This is a genomic window from Streptosporangium nanhuense (assembly GCF_059358815.1).
This window is the reverse complement of the sequence record NZ_JCADBG010000011.1, coordinates 147,982-167,404: the sequence shown is the minus strand read 5'-3', so window position 1 is coordinate 167,404 and position 19,423 is coordinate 147,982. Positions and strand designations below refer to the sequence as shown.

Genomic DNA, 19,423 nt, shown 5'->3' with positions numbered 1-19,423 from the left:
CGTTCAGTTGTCGTCGGGCCGTAGGGTCAGCCAGCCCTCGCGCACGGTGAGGGCGGCCGGGAACCGGGCGTCCACGGCGTCCAGGGGCGAGGTCGTCCACTCCGTCTCCCGTTTCTCGCGCCAGGACCACAGGCGCCCGGCCACGTCGGGCACCGGCAGGCCGATCCGGTCGGCGTCGGTCAGCACGGGCGCGGTGAAGACGTCCAGTTCCATCGCCTCCAGCGCGGCGGCGTACTGGGCCGCGTCCAGCCCGGCGGTCACGACCGGCAGGACGCCGCTGACGGCGTGCACGCTGCCGCGCGGGTCCAGCAGCAGCACCATCCGGACGGGCGGCAGGTCGATCGACTGGAGCACGGTCGCCTGCGGCCGGTAGCCGCCCGGCTGCCCGTCGGCGTCCAGGAACCACAGCCCGGCCAGGCCGTCGCCCCACCGGCCGGGTTCGCCGATCAGGACCGGGAACAGCACGTCGGTGACCGCGTTGGTCTCGCGGCCGTAGCGGCGCATGTCCTCGCGGAACACGTTCCAGTCCTGGTGGACCGGCGGCAGCCCGCTGATCTGGAGGTCCAGCTCGGCCCGTACGACGGCGAGGGGGCGGGCCGTCAGCAGGGCGCCTGCGGGCGTGTCGTTCTCCGGGTCGATCGTGGCCAGCGCCCCGGCCACGGACGTCAGCATGTCGCCCACGGCGGCGGGCCCCGCCTCCCGCAGCCCCAGCACGATCGCGCGCAGTGTCGGGTCGGCGATGTCCTCGGGCGCGGCCACCGGGCTGCCGGGGATCGCGGTCCAGCGGGCCTTCGCCCCGTCGGCGAAGGCACTGATTTCCCCCAGCGCCGTCCCGTCCGCCGCGTGTACGGCCAGCGCGTCGTCCAGGTCGGCGGGCAGGATCCACCCGCAGACCGGCGACATGCCCGGCAGGTCGCCCGCCTGGTCGTCGCGGGTGGCGTCGAGCAGGTGGAACCGCAGCCGCGCCGGGTGCGCCAGCCTCGGCGCGAGCGCCACCCAGGCCGGATGTCCCGGCACCCGCAGCCGTTCGGTCGTGCCCGTCGGGTCGGTGGCCACGTCGTGCGTCATGCCGAAGTTGTCGACCAGCCGTAGTCGCAGCAGCCGCAGCGAGCCCGCCCTGATCGGGTTGAAGTCGGTCAGCGGGCGCGGGGAGGTCCGTGCCTGGTCGCCGATCGCGTCCGCGACCCGCTGGGCGAACCGCTGGTAGGAGGGGAAGCCGAGCGGGTCGGCGATCGGAAGCTGGCGCACCAGCCGCCGCATGACGAGGGCGTCGTTGAACCCGCCGAGCGACTGCGACAGGGTGCCGTCCTCGCTCTCGGCCAGGTGCTCGTGCGCGGTGATCAGCTTCAGCAGTCTCGGGTCGGCGCCGGCCTGCGCGCCGTACCAGGTCAGGACGGCGGCGGGGGAGGCGATGAACTGCTCCGGCGTGAGCGGAGTGTGCGCCAGGTTGTAGGCCGGAAGCAGCGCGCCCGCCAGATACCGCAGCACCCGTTCGGCCAGCACGGGACGCGCCCCCGGCGACAGCACGGTCGTGCCCGTGTACACGTTGGCGCCCTTGTCCAGCAGCCCCCCGTTGGACACCAGGTCGGCCTCGCCCGGCGGCAGCTGGTATCCGTTGACCACGAAGTACGGCTCGTAGTCGCGCTGGTCGGCCGACAGGTTGTCGCCCGCGGCCACCGGGAAGAACTCGGCCTCCCACTGCAGCAGCAGCGGGTGCCACGGGTCGGTCCGCCACACCTGCGCCGGGAAGATCCCGTCCAGCTCCGCCCGTACGGCCAGGGCCGTGGCGGCCGTCTGCGGATCGGGCACATCGGTGACGAGCAGGCACGGCAGGGTTCCGTCGGTACCGTGCCGGTCGGTGGGCGTGGCGGCCGGGCCGGTGAACAGCACGACCGGCTCCCTGGGCCGCCACCAGACCGGCGCGGGCACCTGGTCGAGCACGAACGCGGTCTTGGCCGCGGTCGCCTCGTCCGTGAAGTCGGCCAGGGCGCCGGCCAGCGCCTTGAGCGCGCCGGCCAGCACGTGCGCCCGGGTGCTGCCCTGCCCGGCCGGCGGGAAGACGCCCGTCGCGGCGGCATGGGTGTCGATCCAGTCGACCTGGCGTCCCAGGAAGAAGGCCACCTCGTCCGGGTCCGGGTAGCCGTCGCGGGTAGCGTCGTCGGGGTACACGCAGATCTGGTACTTGTGCCAGTCGGCGAACAGCCGCTCGCGCAGGCCGCGCAGCAGGTCGGTCGCCTCGTCGTAGTCCTGCTGCGCCCGGTTCAGCGCGTCGAGCAGGTCGGCGACCGTGCCGGGCAGCGTGAGCGCCTCCCTGGCCTGCTTCTGGGAGGGCGTGACCTCGGTGTTGTCGTCCTGGCGCCGCACCGTCCAGCGCGTCCCGCCCGGGATCGGGTCGAACGTGGCGGTGTGCCGGGCCTGCGACAGCCGCGCCTCCAGGTCGGCGGACCTGGACTCCAGGTCGCCGGCGAACGCGATGGCCTCCAGCAGGTTCTCCAGGCCGTCCGGGTCGCCCTCGCCCAGCAGCGGGCCCAGCGAGGCGGCCAGCGCCTCGGTCGGGCTGTTGCCGACGTAGACGCCGGTGCCGGACGACAGCAACGGGCTGGACGTGTCGTCGGCGGGGGCGAAGGACAGCCGGGCATAACAGAAAGTCCGGGTCGGAACGGGAGAGTTGGCTGGAACGCTCCAATCCAACTGCGCGACGGCGGTGGCGCCACCGGCCGCGACGGGATCGCGGGCCCGGTTGTGGTACCAGCCGATCACGTCGTACGCGACGTCGTCGGGCGGCGTGGTGAAATCGGCGTCGTAGAAGCCGAAGACGCTGTGGCAGTTGGGGTAGAACGCGGCGAATACCGGGTCGCCGTGCCCGACCGCCGTGAGCAGCGGCAGATACTCGCCGCCCTGTGCGGGCCACTGGTCCAGCCGGACCCGGCGCCCCACGTACCGGTAGGGCGTCACGCCGGGGGCGGGCGCGTCGGTGCGCGGGAATACGGTCCCGCCCAGGTTGTCGTCGGACACGTGGTCGCTCTCGATCACCCACTGGGCGTCGACCGTGCCCGACCGCGTACGGCTGACCAGCCAGCGGTTCGGCACGGCGGGGGCCTGGGTGATGCCGTGCTCGTCCTGGGTGAGCCGGGTCAGCGCGTCCGGGAGGGCCCAGTGCAGGTGGATGCCCGCCTTGAGCCGGTAGCGCCGGTCGTCGAACGGCTCGGCCAGGATCGCGCCGCTGAGGTAGGGGAGGCCGGCGTTGACCTCGCCGCCGTCCTGGTCGACGTGGGGGAGGAGGGTGAAGTCGGCCTCGGGGCCGACGCCGTTCTGGTCGGTGGACAGGCAGATGGCGTCCAGGTGAATGGGCACCACGATGGAGATTGCCAATGTGGAGGAATCCCGTCAGACCGTGATCTTCACACCGTTTCGATTGGAGATTAACCCGGCCGAACGGGATTCGTACAGAGTGAATGGAACGCTTCGTGTGCAGCGTGTGACTGTTAATGGAATAAGGGACGCGTGAAATCGCCCCAAATTCAGTCGCGGCGGCGCAGCGGACAGCTGTCCATGATCCACCCCTTACGGGCGTGCCTCCGCGCGCTCCCGCGTGATCCGCTCGCACACCTGCGCGACGCCGCGGCCTGGAACTCGCCGACGCCTCCGGCGGCGTGATGCGGCCTCGGAGAAGATCCCCACAGATGATCACCGGCAGCCGGAACGCGCCTCTGACCTGCCTGCTGACATCTCGCTGCGGATTTGCAAAATCCACAGCGAGATGTCAGTCCTATCACCTGCGGATTCTGCATGAGGTGTCAGTAAATCTGCATGTGCTGACAGTGAGAACAACCTCACAAGGCCGCTTTCCAACTCCTGCGCCTCGGCGAGCTCAAAGCGTATTGATGCGATCAGGAGTGGCTCGGCTTGTGATGCGCACGGCGACGGCTGGGATTGTTCGGCCGCCTAACTGCTGGAGTTGGCCACTTTGTGGGATCTCCGGTGGCGACCAGCAAGTGAGGTGGCTGCGTCATCGACATCCTGGCCGACCAGGCACCCGACCAGGCACCCGACCTGCATCACGCCTTGCAACGCGCCGTTGACGAGGGCCTCACCCATCTGATCCTGGACGGCACCCTCATCGCCATCGACCGCTGCGCCGCAACGACCACCGGCGTCAAAGGCGAACTCATCGACGTGTGGTACTCCGGAAAGGCCCGCCACCACGGCGGCAACATCCAGGCGCTGTCCGCGCCCTGCGGCCTGCCACTGTGGGTGTCGGCCGTCGAGCCCGGATCGGTGCACGACCTGACCGCCGCCCGCACACACGTCCTGGGCGCGCTGTACAAAGCCGCCGACGGCCCTGCCCACCCTGGCCGATTCGGGCTACGACGGCGCCGGCATCGACATCCTCACCCCGGTCAAACAACCCAGCCTTGACACCCGCACCCGCACCCGCAACGCGCTCTTGCGCGCCCTGCGCTGCCTGGGAGAACGCGGCTTCGCCCTGCTCACCCAACGCCGGCGCACCCTCCAGCGCATCACCGCCAGCCCCAGCAGGATCGGCGACATCATCGTGGGACGCACACGGGCTCGATGAAACCGGGCGGTCGAGGGCCACCCGGCGATGGTGCGCTCCGAGGCCGATCAAGATAATTCACTGGACCGCTTCCTCCCTTCCCGGGCACAGGACCGGCTTGATCAACGCCCGCAAGACCATCGTGCGGCGGCCGGAACGCAACCGCTCAACTCCGTTACTGGACAGCCTGTAACGGAGCGGTACTGACACTTCTTGTCGCGAAGCAGTGTCACAATCTTGGCGTTCAACACTTCGGGAGGCGTCCACGGACGACCGCGCCACCGTGCAGACGCGCGAGATCGTCCGTGGACGTGGACGATCGCGCAGCGGCAAGGGGATGGGAGCGCGGTGTGTTTCTGGCGTACTCCGGCCGCCCCCGGAGTGGGTGAGGTCGGGCGCCGATGAGAAATGGCGCCGACAGTCGTCTAAGTAGACGTCCGGCGAAAACGCGTTGCGCATCAAGGGAGAGCAACGAGATGAGACCACTTCGATACTCGATCAACGTGCAGCCGGTCCTTGCCGGACACGGGCCGACGTTGCTCGCCGGTCTGCGCGAGCGCATCCAGCTCGAGCCCGTGGACCGCCGTGAGTTCCGGTCGGGGGCGGTCGCCCTGCGATACCGGCCCACGCGAGTTACGGCTTGACGTGATTTATCCTGGCACGTTGGCCACTCCCTCACGACGGAACGACGGCTGATCAGGGGAGAGGGGGGCACCGCTTCCTCGCCTTTCCCGGCGGGAGCTTGAATGTGGAGGCCTTCACGCTGAAGGCGTGGCTGAAGGAAGCGGGCATCCAGATCAGCCCGGCCGCGCTGGTGGCGAGCTCGTCGGGGTCGTCAGGCGGGGTGGGTTCGGGGGAGCGTCATCCGGTGAGCGTGCTGAACGAGCTGACCCAGCAGGGCCGCATCGAGACGGTCGCTTGGACGCTGACCTCGACCGGCCCGTCGCACGCCCCGGCCTTCACCGCGGCCGCCGCCACCCGCCTGCTCGCCACGGACACGCCCGTGCGCGGCCAGGGGAGCGGGGCCGGCAAGGCGGCCGCGCGGGCGGCGGCCGCCGCCGCGCTGCTGACCGGCCTCGACACGGCGTGACGGTGTCGGCTGCGGGCGGGGCTCCGGTGTTCTCGCCGATCACCTTCCCGGCCAGTCAGCTGCCTGACTGGTCCAGGGCGGTCCACGACGTGCTCCCGTTCCGGCCCGCGTGCGACCTGCTGCGTGCCGGGCTGGTGTCGGACGGCCAGGGGGGTGAACTGGCCCGACCTGGTGGTGCTGCTGGCCTGGTGCCTGGTCAGGCTCGCGGTCAGCGTTCGCGCACTGGTCCGCCGTTCATGAGGTGCCCGGTGAGAGGCCGGCGAACCGTCTGCGCGCGGTCCGGTCGACGGGCCGGGCGGGCCGCGCGCCCGGCAACGCGGCGGCCGAGGCGTTCAACGGCACCCTCGAGGTCGAGCTCGATCCAGGACTCGAGACGGTCGACCGGCGCGAAGCCGTCCTGGCAGGTCAGGACCCTGTTCTGGCGGGACCTAACGTGCCAGGACCGAGCTGCTCCGCACCCTCTGCCGGTCGATCGGGCTCCTCAGCCCAAATACTTCTCCCAGGGGCCCGTGATGGCCAGGGTGAGGCCGGGGTCCTGCATGTTGACGAAGAGCACCTTGCCGTCGGCGGTGAAGGTCGGGCCGCAGAACTCCGAGTCGTTGAGCTGGTTGCGAGCGATCGCGTACGTCGGGCCGCCCGGGATCGAGCTGAGCACGTGGGAGGCGCCCGAGCCGTCCTCGGCGAGCACGAGGCTTCCCCACGGGGTGACGGTGACGTTGTCCGGGCCGTCGAAGGTGAGGTCGCTGTACTTGGTCGGCGTGCCTTCCTCCGATGCGCTCTGGTGCGGGAAGTACGTCACCAGCTGGATGGTCTGGGCCCGGTAGTTGTAGAACCAGACCATGCCGTCGTGCGGGGCCGCGTCCGCCGGGAGGTCACCCTCGTCCCACGCGTAGGAGTTGACCACGTACACACCCTCGTCGGTGCCCCACACGCCCTCGAACTTGCGTCCGCGGGTGACCTGGCCGTCGGCGAACTGCTCGCGCACGGTCTTGGTCCGCGCGTCGCGCTCGGGCACCTCGATCCACCGTACGGGGAAGGGGCGGCCCAGCTGGGCGGAGGTCAGGTAGGCGACGTCCGGCAGCACCGAGCCGTCATCCATGATGATCTGCATCGCGGCGAGGACGCCGGCGTCCGGAGCGAGGCGGGTGAGCACCCCGGGGCCGAGCTTGACGCCGCGGGGCGCGGTCCAGCGGTAGAAGAGGCCGTTGGGCCCGTCGGCGTCCTCGGAGAGGTAGATCTTGGTGCGGTCCTTGTCGATCGCCAGGGCCTCGTGGGCGTAGCGGCCCAGGCACTTGATCGGCCTGGGGTCCGCCTTGCCGTCGGCCGAGACCTCGAAGACGTAACCGTGGTCCTTCTGGAAGACGCCGGACTTGCCGTTCTCCTTCCAGGAATCCCCGGCCCGCTCCTCGGCCTCCTCGCAGGTCAGCCACGTCCCCCACGGGGTGGGCCCGCCCGCGCAGTTGGCGATGGTGCCGGAGAGGGCGACGAACTCGCCGTGGTTGCGGCCCGCGCGGTCAGTCCTGATCACGGTGCAGCCACCGGCGTCGACGGCGCCGGGGTCGTAGACGGTGCCCTTGACGTGCGGTACGCCGAACTCGGCGCCCGGGTCGATCTCGTGGTTCTGGATCAGGGTGTAACGGTCGCGGCCGGCGTCGTAGACGGCCATGCCGTCGTGGTCGGACGGGGTCGTTCCCTGGCCGCCGTCGAGCCGGGTGACGCCGGTCTTGGTGACCACGGAGTATTTGAAGCCCTTGGGCAGGGCCAGGATGCCGTCGGGGTCGTCCACGAGCGGCGGGAAGGGCGGGTGGCCGCTCCCGGCCGGCGGGCGGGGCCGGTCCGGGTGGGACTGGGCCAGGGACGGGAGGCTACCGGCGACGGCAAGACCTACGCCGACGGCACCGCCGGTGAGGAGGGTACGACGAGAAGGAGACACCTGGGCTAACTCCTGTTCAAAACAACCATGACGACTTGTCAACCAACTCCTGCGGACCGACGTGAACACTTCATCCATGTGATGGAACGGTGACATCGAGGCAAAGAATTAGGGCTGATCATGCCCCTGTCCAGGTGTTCGGGGCGTTTAGGTGGATACCGCACGCGCGGCCGAGGGCTTCCCCGGCGGTTCCGGCCGGGGCGGGTGACGCCGTGCCCCGGCCCCAGGAGTCGGTTCACGACGAAGCGGCCTGATGACACCGGTGGTGAAGCGGACACGGCCGATGCCGCCCACACCCGTTCGTCCGCGGGCAGGGGGAGCGCTCGCGCGCTGTCATCCGGCCGTTGAGGTGCGCGGTCGGCGCGGTCGGCCATGGTTAAGCGGCGGCTCCGCACGGGCGATGCGCCTGGGACGGCCAGCCACTGGCGCGCTCCACCGGCCGCCGGCCCCGCCAGTACTGCAGCGACGCCTGCAAGACCGCCGCCTCCCGCGCGCGCCGCAAAGACCAGCTCACCGCGGTGACCGCCACGGTGAGCGAGTCCGGCACCGTCCTGGCCGAGGCGCCCGCTGCAGGAGGCGCTGCGCACGCTCGTCGACCGCTTCGCCGAAAAGGTCGACCTGGCCGAGGCCGGCGCGCTGGCCCGGATCAGTGCCGCCGAAGCCGAAGCCGCCGAAGACCGTGTGGACGCCGCGATCGCCCGCGAGCAGGCCGCGGCCGCCGACCGCGCCCGCATCAGTGCCGAGCGGCGGACGCGCGAGGCCGAACAGGCCCAGCGACTGGCCGAGGAGCGCGAGCACACCGCCCGCGCCGACCTGGAGCGCATCGGGGAAAGACCCGCGCCGACGTGCTTGGACTCGGCGAAAAGCTCGGCGACGCCAAGAAGGCCACCGAGCTCGCCGAAGCCGTGACCGCCGATCAGGCCAACCAGCTGCGCGCACTGCCCGCCGACAACCGCGAGCTGCAGGCCGCCCGTACAGCACTGGAAAACGAGCTCGCCGAACGCGGCCGCCAGCTCCACGACAGCCAGCACACCAACGCCCAGCTACGAACCCAGCTGAGCGAACCCAGCTGAGCGAACACAGCGACCGAGCCGCGGCCCTGGCCTCGCAACTGGCCACCGCCGCCGCTGAGACCGCCACAGCGCGCCAGGAGACCTTGGCCACCCACGCCGACCTGGAGAAAGTGCGCCAGCGTCACGATGAGCAGACCCAGCGTCTGCGTGCCGAGCTGGAGGACGCCCGGTAGCACGCTGAGAACCGCGCCACCGAGCTGGTCCGCCTCCAGACGCTGCACGAGGCCGCCCAAGACCTGCTCACCGAGCTGCGCGGCCAGCGAGAGGATTTCAAGGCCCGCTACGACGCCGTGTACACCGAGGTGGGGGAGTTGCGAGCCGAGATCGGGCAGTTGCGGGCGCACCCCGCACCCGGCGCCGCAGAGCCCGAACAGGAGCGATGAAGCCGTACCCGACCGCATTACCGCAGGTCAGAGTGCACCGATGCACTCAGTGGGCACGACATCGACGGTCAGGGACAGGAGAGCCGAAGGGCCGCATTCCGGTGACGCGGCCGGCATCGAGACCACCGACGATCACACCACTGTGGGGCTCGTCTATGAAACGCCCGCCGGGATCGACCGGAAGTGATCTCGCGGGCCCGGCCTTCAGCCGACCGGTTCTGTGGGACGAGATCTTCCGGGGCCCGCGATCCAGTTTTAGTAGTACTGATGCATCAGGTTGCTTGCCCAGGGGGCTTGCCGTACCTCGTCCTGCGGCGCGAACTCGCGGAGGTACGGTTTGATGTCCAGCACCGGCGTGCCATCCAGGGCGTCAAGATCGGCCACGTGAAGCGCGCGTCCAGGGCCCGATAGTCCTATGACGTCGGCGCGGCCCCGCCAACCCCGGAGGCTCTGATGTGCTGATGTCCTACCCGGCGGGCAGGATGGGCGCGGGAGGTACAGATGAGCGACATCGCGGACGTTCCACCCGCCGTTGTGGGCCGGCTCCGGGTAATCTGCGGGGAGCTGCCCGAGGCGTACGAGGAGCCGGCGTGGATCGGCTTGCGGTGGCGGATTCGCCGGGGGACGTTCCTGCACGTCTACACCACCGACGAGAGGGGGTCGGCGTACATCGATATAGACGATCCGGCCATCCTGATGACCTTCCGGGCGCCGCCCGGGGAGTTGGCCGCGCTGGCGCATGCCGGCCCTCCGTTCTTTCGGGCCGACTGGGGTGTGAATGTCGTGGGAATGGTGCTGGACGACGAGACGGACTGGGGCGAGGTTGCCGAGCTGGTGACGGACAGCTATCGCGTGCAGGCGCCCCGCCGCCTCGCGTTCCGGCTGAAGGCAGGTGGATGAACCGCCGGCTACCTCCCCACGTTGCCGTTTATCCAGGTTCGGTGCTGAGAAACATCCCTATTCACGGTGGGATAGGACGGGTTGCCACGCTGGCCAGAGATATTTCAGGAGACGATTCCGATGACGACATCACCCAGTGCCGCATGCTCCGGCCGTCTGGCCGGATTTGCGGGTGCAGTTCATTCCGGGCGTGATCGGCTTCACGAACTGGTAGATGCCTTCGCAGGTCCACCGCGGAGTGACATCGAGGAAGACCTCGCGTCGTTCGTTGGGAAGCCCGCATTGCTGGTCTTTCCGTAGCCGGTCGTGACTACCTCGCCGGTCGGCACCGCGCCCTGGCTGGGCAGTGCGGGTGCGACGAGGGGCTCCGACAGCAAGATGGGCTGGTCAAGCGTATGATCGCGAGATCGCCGTCCATTGCCGGGACGCGCCTTCACTCGGTTCGGGCACCGGCCTCGAGCACGGTGAGGTCGCGGACCGCATACCGGTGATGCTCGGCCTCTTCCTTGCACACCACCGTGAGGCAGCGGCGCACGACGTACTCCTTGTCCGGGTAGGGGTCGGCCGGCTTGCGACCACATACCCGGTCGAGCTCGGCCTCGGTGAGCTCGTCGACGACCCGGCGCATCGTGGCCATGCGGGCGAGCCGCGGCGCGAGTACCTCGTCGAGCGTCGGGGTGGCATCGAGGGTGAGCCCGAGCTTCGCCGATGCTTCGGCCGGCATCCCGCCGGCAGGAAGGCCCAACGGGTGGTACGGCGCGTCCTCCTCGAGCACGGCGTTGCCGATCCAGGCATCGCTGGCCATCAGCAGATGCCGCTGCGTCTCGACGAACGACCACTCGCCGTCGACCTGCTCGTGCAGCTTCGCCTCGGGCAGGCGTCTGGCGCGGTCGAGCGTCTCCTCCCATTGCTTCTCGATGGCATCCCAAGCGGCCCGGTATTCGGCGGCGGACGTGGCCTCGCGGGCCAGCACCCGGTTGGGATGCAGCCGGTCGAGCTCGGCCTCGACGTAGGCGGTCACGTCGACGTCGTTGACAACGACACGCTCGAAGCCGCCACCGAGGGAGACGTTGCCCCCGTAGCAGTCCACGATCTTCAGGCCGGTGACGTCGCAATCGCGAATCGCGAGGCCGGAGAGGTCGCTCAGGTGGATGCGGGCACCACGGAACTGGTCACTTTGGGTGTACTCAGCAGGCATTGGGACAGTTTCCCGTATCCGTCCCGCCCGTGCCGGTGAATGGCACAACGTGAGGGTTGCGTGTTGCGTCCGGGAGGGGGAGTGCGGGATCGAGCATCTTGGCGAGCGCTCGACGATCGATCTTGCCCGCACGGTTGAGGGGGTCGGAGTGATTTGGAACGAAATCCCGATCCTGGACAAGGTCGGACGGGGTCGCCATGATCACGAATTTGGCGGCTGGGCGCATGCCTCTTACTTACGACCCCTCATGGGCGGGTCAAGGCCCGCAATCAGCCCTCGTCTTCTTCGTGCTGGGAGGGGTCTCGTAGCGGGCGAAGGCCTTCGCCGGGCTGGGAGGCGATGAAGTTGTAGCGGCCCAGCGTGTTGATGTGCTTATAGCCGAGGGGTGAGAGCCGGGCCGCGTCCTCGTCGAGCACTTCTCGGTCCTTGGGCGGATGGGCACGCAGCTGTTCCACGGCGGCATCCAGGTAGCGGCTGTTCCACAGGACAATCGCGTTCAGGATCAGGACGAGGGATCCGAGCTGATCCTCCTGGCCCTCACGGTACGCCTGGTGGATACGGCCGCGCCGACCGTGGCAGATCTCCCGGGCCAGCGTGTGGCGGGCTTCTTGGATAGTGAGCTGCCGGTTGACCCGGCGCCGGTAGGTGTCATCGACCGGGTCGATCACGGCGAGGAGATGGAGAGTCTTGGCGATGCGGCCGTACTCCTCGAAGGCCTGCCCGAGCGGCGTGGGGCGGCCTTCGCGGCCGAACATGCGCAGCAGGTCATAGGCGCGGACCTGGTCGGTGATCAGCGACCCGGCCACGCGCAGCATGTCCGGCCACGGGACTGTAGAAAAAACGGTGTAACTCCTGATCAAGGAGGACACACCTGATGACTACTGTGATCCAGGCATCCGCAGACACGGAGCCTGTCCTGCGCCAGCTGGCTGACCTGCGGGCAGCGAAGAACCTCGCCCGGCTAGCGGCGAACCCCGCTGCATTCTCAAGGCAAGCCATCTGGGTCATGTCGCTACGTCCACGCCCATCAGCACGACCACATCCGCTGTAGCCTGCCGACGCCTCCGGCGGCGTGATGCGGCCTCGGAGAAGATCTCTGCAGATGATCACCGGCAGCCGAAAAGTGCCTCTGACCTGCCTACTGACATCTCACCGCAGATTTTCCGGCTTATCGGTTCCAGTATGGCGATAGCAGGCTTGCGATAAGGAAAGTTATCGCAAGCCTGCTGCCGGGGGGTGCGCTGTTCGAGATTCGTATCGTTGTGAACGAAAACCGACCGTTCGCGAACGGTACGATATTAATCTTTGCGGGCGGGCGATGATCCTTCCCGTACCTCCGAGCCCGCCCCGGTCATCGAGGGGAGCGCCGACGATCGTCCGGCGCTGTACTGCGGGCACGTCGAGAGAGGCGTTTTCCGGCATCGGTGGCGGCCGCGACCAAAGGGGTGAGTGTCTCAAGGATGCTCAGGGGCGTTCTTGCGACGCGCGACGGCGCTTGAGCTTTCAGCGGGCGCGTCTTGCAGGACCGGCTGGAGGGCAAGGAGACGGTCGATCGTCTGTTGGGTGGTTTCTTCGCGCTGTTCGGCGGTGCGGGCGCGGTGTTCGGCCTGCTCCAGCGCTTGCCGCAGCGCCCCCAGTTGGGCGTCGGCCACCGCGGCCGCGGTCCGTGCCTCGTCGTGCTGTGCCCGGGTTCGTCGCAGGTCATCGCGTTCGGCGGTGAGTTCCTCTCTCAGCTGGGTGATGTGCGCGGTGAGTTCCTCGCGCACCCGGCCGGTCTCGGCGCGGGCCGTCTCGGTGTCCTGCTGTGCCTTGCGCTGGGCGGCCTCGGCGCGCTCGGCTCGGTCACCGGCGGTTTTCAGGCCGGCGCGAGCCTGGTCGAGATCGGCGGTGCGGTCGGCCAGCGCTTTGTTCAGGGTGGCGACCTGGCGGTCGTGCTCGTCGGCTGCGGCGGCGGCTTGTCGGCGTTCGGCGTCCAGGACTTTTTGCAGGGCGTCGCGTTCGGAGGTGATGTGCCGGACGTCGCGCTCCAAGGTCGCGGCGCGTTCTGTGGCGGTGGTGGCGGTCTGCTGGGCGTGGGCGCGTTCGGCTTCGTGTTCGCCGGCCGCGCGCCAGGCCGCGCGTTCGGAGTCTTCGGCGCGCTGTTGTGCCGCGGTGGCCTGCTGGACGGCTTTCTCTCCTGCGGTGATCGCCGTCTGGGCCTTGTGCTGGGCGTCGGTGGCGCGCTGTTCGGCGGCCGCGGCGGCGGCGCGGGCCTCTTCGGCGGCTTGTTCGGCGGTGTCGATCTGGGTGAGTGCGCCGGTGGTCGCGCTGCTGAGCGCTTCGGTGAAGGCGGTCAGCTGGGCGCTCCACTGTTCGCCCGCGGCCAGCAGGTCGCCGCTCAGCGCGCCGGTGCGCCGTAGTGCCTCGGTGATGACCGGGGTGTGGGTGGCGGTGCGGGCGCGGTGTGCGGCAGCGCGGCAGGCGTCCCCGCAGTACAGGGCCGGACGGCCGCTGCGGCGGCCGGTGCGGCCCGGCGGCTCCAGCCGGTTGGCGCACCCCGAACGGGCGCACATTCGCCCGGTGTCGTTGTCGTCGCTCATGTCGAGGTTCACGAAAGGCTCGGGCGCGCCGGAAGGGCTGTCGATCATTCCGCAAGGCTATCAGCATACCGTTCGCGAACGATTGATTTTCGTACGCAGCAAAACGAAATAACGAGGAGCGATGGAGATTGAGGCTGACCCGCGATAACCTTGCTTATCGCGGGTCAGGACGGCCCTCCGAACGAGGCCTCCGGAGGCTGCCGAATGACGCATGACGGGCATCGCGAGAAGCCGCTCACCGGGCAGATCGTTCGCATGGAGGACGGGGGCCCGGCGGCCCCGGCCGCCTCTCCCCGTGAGGGGCGCTACACCGCGGCGGACTACGCGCTCAGCGACCAGGCCCGGGCCCGCATCGCCGACGGTGTCCCTGCCAACACCCGGCGCGCATATGAACGGCAATGGGCTGCTTTCTCCACCTGGTGCACCGAACACGGCCGGGTGGAGCTGCCCGCCACCGGCCACACGCTGGCCGAGTACGTCGAAACGCTGTGCGCCGCCGATCGGGCCCCGGCCACTATCGAGCAGGCCATCGCCTGTGTGCGTTCCGTGCATCGCCTGGCCGGCTACACCAACCAGCCCCTCACCGACGCCGCCCGCCTGGCGCTGCGCGCCTACAAACGCACCCGCGCCGAGGCCGGCACCCGTGGCCAGCGCGAAGCCCCGCCCGTGGGCATCGACGCGCTGCGCGCCATGGTCAGCGCCTGTGACCTGAGCACGCGCATCGGTCTGCGTGATCGGCTTTTGCTGGTGCTGGGCCTGGCCCTGATGGGTCGGCGCTCCGAGTTGGTCGCTTTGACCTGCGACGATGTTCGCGAGGTTCCCGACGGGTTGGAGATCACCATCCGTACCTCCAAAACCGACAAGGACAGCCGGGGTGAGACCATCGCCATCCCGCGCGGCAGCCATCCCCTGACCGATCCGGTGGCCGTCTGGAGGGACTGGACCGCCGTGCTCGGCGAGGCCGGGGAAACCTCCGGGCGGCTGCTGCGCCGCATCGACCGCCATGGCAACCTCGGTCCCCGCCTCGGCGCCGACGCCGTCAACGTCATCGTCCGCGACCTCGCCGTCCGCGCCGCCGTACCCGGCGCCGACACCTTCACCGCGCACAGCCTGCGCGCGGGTGGGGCTACTGTCGCCTACGCCGCGGGGGTCCCCGTCTCCGTCATCGCCAAGCACGGCCGCTGGGCTCCGGCCTCCCCGGTCGTGCTGCGCTACATCCGCGCCGTCGACCGCTGGCGCGACAACGCCATGCGAGGCGTCGGCCTGTAGCCACCAGAACGAAGGCGAGGCTCGAACTCAACGCACGGATGGCGATCACGCAGATTCCGCACCCTTCACCACTTTGCTGTAGCGAGCCGATGCCCGATGCCTCTCTCCGCCGGACCACACGAGAAGCACCTCGTCGGCAGACAGATAGCCGTTCACTTGCGCGATCGACCACCCGGAGGCCAAGTGCTTCTCCGCGTGACTTCCGGGGCCTCGTGAACGCGGGTGCCGCCCGCGCGCCCCGGTAGGAGACGCGCGGGCGGCCGGAGCTCGAGTGCTCTCAGCGGTTCCCAGGCGCCGCCGGCGCCGTCGAGTTCGAGCGCTTGGCGCGCTCCACGAGCCAGACCATGACGACGACCAGGACGTTCATCACCATGAGGATGATGATGGAGGCACCGGGCCCGGAGCCGACGGCACGGTCGATCACCGACGGGCCGCCGCCTGCGAAGAGGCCGTTCACGATGCCCGCGAGAACGTTGTTGGAGACGTGGAACGCCATCGCGGCTTCCAGCCCGCCGCTGATCAGACCCATGAGCGCTGTGCACGCGGAGAAGACGAACAGATAGCTGACGAGCCACGGGTCCAGGGACACGTGGACCACCGCGAAGAGCGCTCCGGAGACCATGATGCCGAACGCCATGGCGAGACGGATGCTACGGAACCAGGCGCCGGCGGCGGGAACGGCCGCTCCTCGGAAGGCTATCTCCTCACCTGCCGACTGCAGAGGGATGGCGAGAAGAGTGGCGATGAGGATGGCGACGGTGGATGCCCCGATCTTGAATTCCCCCATCCCGGTAGACCCCGGCTCGATGAGTGCCGTCACGATGGTCGCAAGACCGACCAGGCCCGCAGATCCGAGGAGATAGATCCCGACGCGGCGCCAGTCGAAGGTGCGGGTGTGACGGAACACCGCCCGCCACGGCACCTTCGCCATCTTCGAGACCAGTATCGTCGCGAGCAACGCGGTGATGGCGGTGCTGAGGCCCGTGGCGACGATCGTGAGCGGTGTGAGTGCAGGCTTGTTCGGGTCTGCCGGGCCTTCGATCAGGACGACCGGCTGGAACACGATGATCTGGACCAGGAGCAGCATCGCCGGTATCGCGATCAGGACGACCAGGGACTTCCAGCGCGCCATCCGGAAGTGGACGCCGAACGGACGTTCGGGCAGTGTTCCAGGCAGCGCGGCGGCTGCGTCACCTGCGTGAAGAGGAGCGGTGTAGCCCCGCTCCACGGGCCCCGTCACTGTTCGGCTCCCGACCGGCGCGATCCGCCGTCGCCGCCCGTGACGACCGGTGCCTGCCCCGCTGCAGCCCGGCTGATGGGTGCCGCGGGGCCGGGCCGGGGATCCGCGCTCTGGGGCCCACAGGGCTCTGATGTGCGCACGATGAGCAACCTTTCTTAAGGGATCAATTGATCCGCTCTTGAGGAGAAAAGAGGAGAAAATCCGCCGTAGAGGCAAACACAAACGGTCAACGGTGTGGCCCCAGGAAATACTGAGCCGCCCACTACCGCGCCATCCCGGAGCATCCGGGGACCTCTAGACCGTCGAGGTCCGCGCAGGAGCCCCTGCCGCCCTCGGCGTCAGAACCGTCCCTGTGCGTCGAGTACGGATCGCCACGACGATGACGGTGCCGATGACGAGCGGAACAGGGATGAGGACGCTCAGGTCGATCGCGCCGGCGGAGCGGTCGGTAGCCACGGTCGGGTCCACCTGGAGCGCGGCGTCGATGACGAACTGCGTGGCGTTGTACACCGCATGGAGCACGACGGCGATCTCGAGCCCGCCGGTACGCCAGGTGATCCACGCGGTGCCGACCGCGAAGACGATGTACCAGAGGTTCAGCAACCCGCTCGTGGAGAAGTGGACGCTCGCAAAGAGCACGCTCGAGACGATGATGGCGAGCACGAGCCCGAGGCGGGCATCGCGCGTCCAGCTGCCCACGACGCGGAAGACGAGACCGCGGAAGCCGTACTCCTCGCCCGCGGCCTGGAACGGCGTCAGGACGAGTGCCGTGGCGGCGAGAAGCAGGGTGTCGTGCCATGACCAGGTCGTCTGCGGCAACGGCGTCCAGTAATACACGATCTGGAACACGGCAATCACCGGAAGGAGGACCACGAGGGCGCGGCCGAAGACGTCGAAGCGGAAGTGCGACAGCACCGAGGACAGCGACCCGCCGCGCACGCCGTAGAGCCAGCGCTGGATCAGCATGCTCCACGGGATCAGGAGGGCCACGGACAACGCCCCCGCGGCGTTGACGAGCGGGGTGTACCCCTCCCTGGCCTCGGTGCCGATCGCCGAATCGATGAGGGTGGCGATGATGGCGAGCGCAAAGACGAAGATCTGCATGCCCCCGAGGAGGAGGGCGATGGCGAGGATGCCTCGCCCGATACGGCGTTCGTCGCTCACGAGCCCACGGTGGTACTCGACAGGCGTGATGGGGTGTTCCATCATGTTCTCTCTGTTCTCAATGGGTGGACGTTCCTGACGGGTGGACGCGAGGTCGGCATGGCGTGAGTCGTCAGACGCCGATGCCGTCGAGGAGCCGGTCGCATCTGAGGTGAAGGACACGCTCCGAGACCAGTCCCGCCCAGCGTCGCGCGCTCGATCCACATATCCCGGGGGCGGCACTGCCGATATCCGCGAGGATGGTGACACGCCCACCTTTCGTCGTTGTGAGTACTGGCTGCGATGCCGAGGCATCTCGGCGCTTTCCCAGTTGAAACCGTGTCCTTGGGGCCAGGTCAAATCTGAGACAGGAGGCGGCCTGGCGCGCCACGAGCGCCGGAACCGCCTCCAGCTCAGCGACAGACCGGACTACGCGCCGCCACCGTCGGTGGTTGGCGTGGCCAGCGGCTGCAGTTCCCGCGCGAGCGCGACGCCGGTGGCGCCGCCGTGCTCGAAGAGGATCGGCCCGAGCTGGTTGGCCGTCTCCTCGCGCGCCCGGTCGCGCTGCCACTCGCCGGACACGACCAACCAGGTGACCGCGACGAGGTTGGCGACCTGGAAGGGCGGGTGGTCGATGAGCAGTCCCTCCCGTGGCGTGACCCGACGCTATGGCGGGCGTCCCGCGAGCGTTCAGGACTTGTCCCGACGCCCGACGGTAGAGGATCTTCCATCGATGTCGGCCCGCGCCTCCTGCGCTACTTCCTGGCCGTGGCCGAGGAGCTGCACTTCGGCCGCGCGGCCATGCGGCTCTACATCTCCCAGCCGTCCCTGAACCATCAGATCCGTAAGCTCGAGGAGATTCTCGGCACGCCGTTGTTCGTGCGCTCCAGCCGCCGGGTAGGGCTCACCGCTGCGGGGCGGACTCTGATCATCCTCACACATACGCGCATCACCGCCATCCGTGCGCATCCGCCTCGGGCAACGGCGCGGCAGCGCGCGAGGGATGATGCGGCTCAGGTCAGTCGCTGACGCCCCGGTCGGACTGACCGCGCTGGGGACTACGTGCCCGGGGCTACTTGCTGTCGATGCGGCCGAGTGCCGCACCGGTCTCAGCCAGCGCTGCGGTGGCCTTCGCCCATCCGGTACCGGCCGGGTCCAGCGCGCTGCGCAGGTAGGCGGTGGTCAGTCGCTGCAGGACCGCGACGCGCTCCGGGTTCTCGTCGGTGGTCTCGGCGGCTTCCCAGCTCGGGATGCCGCCCAGGGAGTGCTCGGCGCCGAACAGGGTCAGCAGGTCGGTGGCGCCCGGGCTGTGGGTATAGGCGTCCGTGAACCAGTCCGGGCCGCGGCTGGACATCCTCGACCGGTCGTGGTCGCCGGCCACCACGAGCGTGGGCGTGGTCAGCTCGGCGAACGACGGGTTCATGAACGGGAAGTGCTCCCGGGCGAACGGGTACAGCTCTTCGCCCCTGATCCCGGTCGCGGCCAGCAGCACGCCGGCCTGCACGCGCCGGTCCGCGTAGTCCTGGCCGGCCTTGCCCGTGCTGTCGAGGACGCGGGCGCCGAGCAGCATCTGCACGGTCTGGGCGCCCCAGGAGTGTCCGGCCGCGACGATCCGGTCCCGATCGACCCGCCCGGCAAGGCCTGGCACCGCACGTTCGATCGCCTCGAGCTGGTCCATGGCTCGCACGAGGTCGGCATGCCGCTCGGTCCAGACGTGGCCGAACCCGGGGTCGTCGAACCCGATGCCGTCGCGACGGGAGTCCAGGTGCGTCGGCTGGACGACGACGAACCCACGAGACGCCCAGAAGGCCGTCAGGGGTGCGTATCCGTCGAGCGACCACCCGTTGCCGTGCGAGAACAGCAGCACCGGCAGGTGCTGCCCGGTCACGGGGGCGGAGACGCGCACGTCGAGGGGGAGCGCTCGCCCTGGCGCGTCGAGGCGCACCGGGGCGATCGAGACGACTGGGACACCGGGACCGACGACGGCGTCGAGCGTATGGACGATCGGGGTGTCGGCCGTTGCGGGAGTACCACTCATGGGAGATCACTCGTCCTTT

General features: G+C 69.3%; 18 protein-coding genes and 1 pseudogene. 8 read left to right on the top strand and 11 right to left on the bottom strand.

Translation table 11 applies throughout. The features are described 5' to 3' along the window. Positions 1–3: 3 nt before the first annotated feature. On the bottom strand, positions 4–3,372 hold the full coding sequence (locus AC5L38_RS22155) for a hypothetical protein (RefSeq protein ID WP_495244728.1): 3,369 nt from the start codon (positions 3,370–3,372) through the stop codon (positions 4–6). A gap of 693 nt (positions 3,373–4,065) precedes the next feature. Here AC5L38_RS22155 and AC5L38_RS22150 point away from each other — a divergent pair. The 4 genes from AC5L38_RS22150 (at position 4,066) to AC5L38_RS22135 (ending at position 5,648) form a co-directional block, all read left to right on the top strand. After that, on the top strand, positions 4,066–4,419 hold the full coding sequence (locus AC5L38_RS22150) for a transposase family protein (RefSeq protein ID WP_495244727.1): 354 nt from the start codon (positions 4,066–4,068) through the stop codon (positions 4,417–4,419). Further along, positions 4,343–4,579 (top strand): transposase family protein, encoded by a 237-nt coding sequence (locus tag AC5L38_RS22145; RefSeq protein ID WP_495244849.1) that lies wholly within the window; start codon positions 4,343–4,345, stop codon positions 4,577–4,579. Before AC5L38_RS22150 ends, AC5L38_RS22145 begins: the two co-directional genes overlap by 77 nt. A gap of 455 nt (positions 4,580–5,034) precedes the next feature. Continuing rightward, entirely contained in the window at positions 5,035–5,202 is a 168-nt protein-coding gene (locus AC5L38_RS22140; RefSeq protein WP_495244726.1) for a hypothetical protein, read from the top strand. A gap of 104 nt (positions 5,203–5,306) precedes the next feature. Further along, a complete protein-coding gene (locus tag AC5L38_RS22135; RefSeq protein WP_495244725.1) occupies positions 5,307–5,648 on the top strand; it encodes a hypothetical protein in 342 nt (113 codons plus the stop codon). 481 nt (positions 5,649–6,129) lie between these two features. Here the strand turns inward: AC5L38_RS22135 and AC5L38_RS22130 are convergent, their stop codons facing one another. Both AC5L38_RS22130 and AC5L38_RS22125 read right to left on the bottom strand, forming a co-directional pair. After that, positions 6,130–7,581, bottom strand: coding sequence for an alkaline phosphatase PhoX (locus tag AC5L38_RS22130; protein ID WP_495244724.1), 1,452 nt, complete (start codon positions 7,579–7,581; stop codon positions 6,130–6,132). Positions 7,582–8,091: 510 nt separating this feature from the next. Continuing rightward, positions 8,092–8,379 (bottom strand): hypothetical protein, encoded by a 288-nt coding sequence (locus tag AC5L38_RS22125; protein ID WP_495244723.1) that lies wholly within the window; start codon positions 8,377–8,379, stop codon positions 8,092–8,094. Between the two features lie 47 nt (positions 8,380–8,426). On the opposite strand from AC5L38_RS22125, the gene AC5L38_RS22120 reads away from it, so the two are divergent. Continuing rightward, positions 8,427–8,654 (top strand): hypothetical protein, encoded by a 228-nt coding sequence (locus AC5L38_RS22120; RefSeq protein WP_495244722.1) that lies wholly within the window; start codon positions 8,427–8,429, stop codon positions 8,652–8,654. Between the two features lie 638 nt (positions 8,655–9,292). Here AC5L38_RS22120 and AC5L38_RS22115 read toward each other — a convergent pair. Further along, the gene (locus tag AC5L38_RS22115) at positions 9,293–9,454 is read right to left on the bottom strand and encodes a TrmO family methyltransferase domain-containing protein (RefSeq protein WP_495244848.1); all 162 of its coding nucleotides are present in this window, start codon (positions 9,452–9,454) and stop codon (positions 9,293–9,295) included. Between the two features lie 84 nt (positions 9,455–9,538). Here AC5L38_RS22115 and AC5L38_RS22110 point away from each other — a divergent pair, with 84 nt between their 5' ends. Next, positions 9,539–9,937, top strand: a complete 399-nt coding sequence (locus tag AC5L38_RS22110; protein WP_495244721.1) for an MmcQ/YjbR family DNA-binding protein — start codon at positions 9,539–9,541, stop codon at positions 9,935–9,937. A gap of 433 nt (positions 9,938–10,370) precedes the next feature. On the opposite strand, the gene AC5L38_RS22105 is transcribed toward AC5L38_RS22110, so the two are convergent. The 3 genes and pseudogenes from AC5L38_RS22105 to AC5L38_RS22095 form a co-directional block, all read right to left on the bottom strand. Then, positions 10,371–11,135 (bottom strand): DinB family protein, encoded by a 765-nt coding sequence (locus AC5L38_RS22105; protein WP_386237072.1) that lies wholly within the window; start codon positions 11,133–11,135, stop codon positions 10,371–10,373. A gap of 269 nt (positions 11,136–11,404) precedes the next feature. Beyond that, positions 11,405–11,968 (bottom strand): annotated as a pseudogene (locus AC5L38_RS22100) (Tn3 family transposase); the annotation flags it as partial. 621 nt (positions 11,969–12,589) lie between these two features. Next, positions 12,590–13,762 (bottom strand): hypothetical protein, encoded by a 1,173-nt coding sequence (locus tag AC5L38_RS22095; RefSeq protein ID WP_495244720.1) that lies wholly within the window; start codon positions 13,760–13,762, stop codon positions 12,590–12,592. 156 nt (positions 13,763–13,918) lie between these two features. Here AC5L38_RS22095 and AC5L38_RS22090 point away from each other — a divergent pair, with 156 nt between their 5' ends. Next, a complete protein-coding gene (locus tag AC5L38_RS22090; protein WP_495244719.1) occupies positions 13,919–14,983 on the top strand; it encodes a tyrosine-type recombinase/integrase in 1,065 nt (354 codons plus the stop codon). A 277-nt stretch (positions 14,984–15,260) separates the two neighbouring features. Here the strand turns inward: AC5L38_RS22090 and AC5L38_RS22085 are convergent, their stop codons facing one another. From AC5L38_RS22085 to AC5L38_RS22075, 3 genes are all read right to left on the bottom strand, one after another. After that, positions 15,261–16,211: a CPBP family intramembrane glutamic endopeptidase gene (locus AC5L38_RS22085; protein WP_495244718.1), complete on the bottom strand. Its 951-nt coding sequence runs from the start codon at positions 16,209–16,211 to the stop codon at positions 15,261–15,263. Between the two features lie 306 nt (positions 16,212–16,517). Then, positions 16,518–17,387 (bottom strand): CPBP family intramembrane glutamic endopeptidase, encoded by an 870-nt coding sequence (locus tag AC5L38_RS22080; RefSeq protein ID WP_495244717.1) that lies wholly within the window; start codon positions 17,385–17,387, stop codon positions 16,518–16,520. A 408-nt stretch (positions 17,388–17,795) separates the two neighbouring features. After that, on the bottom strand, positions 17,796–17,948 hold the full coding sequence (locus AC5L38_RS22075) for a hypothetical protein (protein WP_495244716.1): 153 nt from the start codon (positions 17,946–17,948) through the stop codon (positions 17,796–17,798). A gap of 45 nt (positions 17,949–17,993) precedes the next feature. Between AC5L38_RS22075 and AC5L38_RS22070 the strand changes: the two genes are divergently transcribed. Then, on the top strand, positions 17,994–18,395 hold the full coding sequence (locus AC5L38_RS22070; RefSeq protein WP_495244715.1) for a LysR family transcriptional regulator: 402 nt from the start codon (positions 17,994–17,996) through the stop codon (positions 18,393–18,395). A 43-nt stretch (positions 18,396–18,438) separates the two neighbouring features. Here AC5L38_RS22070 and AC5L38_RS22065 read toward each other — a convergent pair whose 3' ends face one another. Then, positions 18,439–19,404, bottom strand: a complete 966-nt coding sequence (locus AC5L38_RS22065) for an alpha/beta hydrolase family protein (protein ID WP_495244714.1) — start codon at positions 19,402–19,404, stop codon at positions 18,439–18,441. Between the last annotated feature and the right edge of the window lie 19 nt (positions 19,405–19,423).

Bases quoted from the DNA above. Each gene is read 5' to 3' on its own strand.
- AC5L38_RS22140 (WP_495244726.1), top strand. From the start codon at position 5,035: ATGAGACCACTTCGATACTCGATCAACGTGCAGCCGGTCCTTGCCGGA.
- AC5L38_RS22110 (WP_495244721.1), top strand. From the start codon at position 9,539: ATGAGCGACATCGCGGACGTTCCACCCGCCGTTGTGGGCCGGCTCCGG.
- AC5L38_RS22105 (WP_386237072.1), bottom strand. From the start codon at position 11,135: ATGCCTGCTGAGTACACCCAAAGTGACCAGTTCCGTGGTGCCCGCATC.
- AC5L38_RS22095 (WP_495244720.1), bottom strand. From the start codon at position 13,762: ATGATCGACAGCCCTTCCGGCGCGCCCGAGCCTTTCGTGAACCTCGAC.
- AC5L38_RS22090 (WP_495244719.1), top strand. From the start codon at position 13,919: ATGACGCATGACGGGCATCGCGAGAAGCCGCTCACCGGGCAGATCGTT.
- AC5L38_RS22065 (WP_495244714.1), bottom strand. From the start codon at position 19,404: ATGAGTGGTACTCCCGCAACGGCCGACACCCCGATCGTCCATACGCTC.